The following is a 2,129-nucleotide window of genomic DNA, read 5'->3' as shown; positions in this document are numbered from 1 at the left end:
TCCAGTACCTTATCTTGATTTCCGTGGTGCACTGCATCGACTACGCAACTTTCCAAATGATCTTTGAGTAAAACTTTGGCCGTACTGTCTAATGCTTTTCTGACAGCAGCGATTTGTAAAAGAATTTCGGAACAATCACGTTCTTCATTGGCCATTTCTTTAATGGAGCGCACGTGGCCTTCGATTCGAGCCAGCCGGTTCACAACTTGCTTGCGTTGTTTATGCACATGATGATGCTCACTCATAATAACCTCCATTCCGCCGCTAGCGCTGGCGGCACAAATAGTAATGAAAAATGGTGTGCGGCTTTCACCACTTTGCTATGATTAACTTAAGGAGAAGATATACTACAAAGCACGGCGAGGTGAGTCGTAGATTACTTCTCAGTTCAAAACAGTATAATAACCAGTGTAAGAATCATCTTTCAAGCACAAATAAGTGGTTCTATAAGACCGCACGCTAATCATTGTTTTAGCTCTTTGTTAAATGTGTGATGGTTCAGTCAATGTCTTCTTCCTCCAATTATGAAAGGAGGCTGTGCCATGAAAGTTGTTTATCCTATCTGTTGCGGTGTCGATGTGCATAAGACTTTTCTCGTCGCCACAATTATTACTTCACAGGGGATTACCCCTCATTATTCAAAAAAGAGATTTTCTACTTTTAACAATTCCATTCTTCAATTCAAGCAGTGGCTGATTGATAACAACTGCTATGATATGTGCATGGAATCGACCGGGAAATATTGGGTTCCTGTCTACAATCTTTTGGAAGATACCATCCGTATGACTGTTGCTAACCCCAAATGGGTGAAGGCTGTAAAAGGAAATAAGGATGATAAAAAAGATTCTAAGTGGATTGCTGACCTTTTCCGCCTTGGTTTAGTACCAGGAAGCTATATCCCTAATAAACCAGTCCGTATTCTTCGTGAATACACTCGCTACCGTTCTAAACTTGTTTCTTGTAGAAGCAGTGAAAAGAACCGTTTTCAAAACGCTTTCACAGTCTGTAATGTAGCCCTTGATGCTGTCGTTTCCGACATGTTTGGCAAATCTGCCACTTCCATCACGGACTATCTGATTTCCTCTGATACCTTTGACCCGGAATACTGTACTTCTCTTCTTCATAAATCTTTGAAAAAAAAAGCAGATAACGTGGTTGAATCTATTGAAGGATACCAAATGACTCAGGAACAAAAAGAACGTATGATCATGGTTCGTTCTCACCTCGACTTCGTAACCAATTCGATTGCTGAACTGGACGAAAAACTGGATAAGTTGGTCGAACCTTATGAAAGTGCCATTAACCTTTTATGTACCATTCCCGGAGTTAATAGAGCATCTGCAATCACCATTATCTCCGAGATTGGTACAGATATGTCTCAATTTGCCAACTCCAAGCGTTTGTGCTGCTGGGCGGGACTAACACCTGGCAATAATGAATCTGCTGGTAAGAAGAAATCTGTCCGTATTACACGTGCCGGTGTATACCTCAAACCTGCATTGGTACAAGTTGCCCATGCAGCCGTGAAATCGGATAAGTCTCCTTACTACAAAATCAAGTACGAACGCATTTCTAAAAGGAGAGGCAAAAAAAGAGCCATAATCGCTATTGCAAGGATGATACTCACCGCCATATACAATATGTTTGTTACTGGCGAAGTGTGGAATCCAAGCGACTTGTATAAAATTGATATGCCACAAGAAATGCAGGACAAGCAGAAAGAGAAAGCTATTAATCAGGCAATAAAACTCCTAATTGCCCAAGGTATAATAAAGGCTTCTGACATTTCTGTAGCTTAAAACCAAAGCTTGATTTTTTTTAGGTCTTTAAAGACCTTAGTTTGCTGCGCCCTTTTTTACCAAATTTAAGCTTATTTTTCACGCTAGATACCTAAGATAAGGTAAGCCTCAATATTTAAAGGATCCAGTGTTTTAGCTTGATTCAATATATTTTCAATTTCTTCTGTAAGTATCCCTTTTTTCATCAAATCTACTGCAACCATGACTAGATTTTTGGCCTGTAAGATTTGAAGATGGTACCTATAGGTTAGGTTATACTGGAGTTCGCAAGCTTTTTTGGCTGCTTCTATTGCTTCTTTCATATCTCCATTTCTAGAGTAAGTGATAGAT

Annotated in this window: 3 protein-coding genes; 1 reads left to right on the top strand and 2 read right to left on the bottom strand. The window is 39.8% G+C overall.

The genetic code is table 11. The annotated features are described in order from the left end of the window. On the bottom strand, positions 1 to 245 hold a 245-nt coding region (locus ACH0QE_RS18945), incomplete at its 3' end, for a metal-sensing transcriptional repressor (protein ID WP_415802041.1). 297 nt (positions 246 to 542) lie between these two features. Between ACH0QE_RS18945 and ACH0QE_RS18940 the strand changes: the two genes are divergently transcribed. Continuing rightward, positions 543 to 1,799, top strand: a complete 1,257-nt coding sequence (locus ACH0QE_RS18940) for an IS110 family transposase (RefSeq protein WP_415802040.1) — start codon at positions 543 to 545, stop codon at positions 1,797 to 1,799. Between the two features lie 83 nt (positions 1,800 to 1,882). On the opposite strand, the gene ACH0QE_RS18935 is transcribed toward ACH0QE_RS18940, so the two are convergent. Further along, positions 1,883 to 2,129 (bottom strand): hypothetical protein (locus ACH0QE_RS18935; RefSeq protein WP_415802039.1); only part of this gene is annotated, 247 nt, incomplete at its 5' end.

The sequence above is a fragment of the Mesobacillus sp. genome (assembly GCF_047739415.1).
Classification (GTDB): Bacteria; Bacillota; Bacilli; order Bacillales; family Cytobacillaceae; genus Mesobacillus.
The sequence above is the reverse complement of the archived record's forward strand: the minus strand, read 5'-3'. Positions and strand labels throughout refer to the sequence as shown.

Coding starts and splice junctions, on each gene's coding strand:
- ACH0QE_RS18940 (WP_415802040.1), top strand. CDS start 543: ATGAAAGTTGTTTATCCTATCTGTTGCGGTGTCGATGTGCATAAGACT.